General features: G+C 24.4%; 1 protein-coding gene. It reads left to right on the top strand.

Translation table 11 applies throughout. The features are described 5' to 3' along the window. Positions 1-460 (top strand): topoisomerase DNA-binding C4 zinc finger domain-containing protein (locus BT993_RS06830; RefSeq protein ID WP_208600528.1); only part of this gene is annotated, 460 nt, incomplete at its 5' end. Between the last annotated feature and the right edge of the window lie 45 nt (positions 461-505).

Raw genomic sequence — 505 nt, 5'->3', positions numbered from 1 at the left:
AAAAGATAAAGTAAAAGAATTAATAGAGATAAAAAAAGGACTTAAAACTGATATGGTTACTCCTAATGGAAGTCAATATTTATTAAAAATTGGGAGATTTGGAGAATATCTTGAAAGTGAAGATTATGAAAATGATAAGTTAAGAAAACCTTTAACTAAAGATTTAAAAACTAAAATTAAAAAAGGGACGTTAAAACCCGTAGATGGAGTATATTTATTAAAAGAATACTTTGATAAGTTAGATAGTGAAAATGAAAAAATACTTGAGCTTGCTGGAAAATGTGAAAAATGTGGAAGTGAATTTAATATTAAAATTGGAAGATTTGGTAAATTTTTAGCATGTAGTGGATATCCACAATGTGAGAATATAAAGAAAATTCCTAAAACTGATACGGCTAAAAAAAATGTTACTAAGAATAAATCTAAAGCAAAAACAACAAAAAAGATTAAAAAGAAATAGAGGGCTTTATGGATAAATTATTAGAAAAATTTTTGTATTATCAAG

The organism is Streptobacillus ratti (assembly GCF_001891165.1).
GTDB classification, from domain to species: Bacteria; Fusobacteriota; Fusobacteriia; order Fusobacteriales; family Leptotrichiaceae; genus Streptobacillus; species Streptobacillus ratti.
Note: the sequence above shows the minus strand (reverse complement) of the source record. Positions and strands in the feature narration are given on the sequence as shown.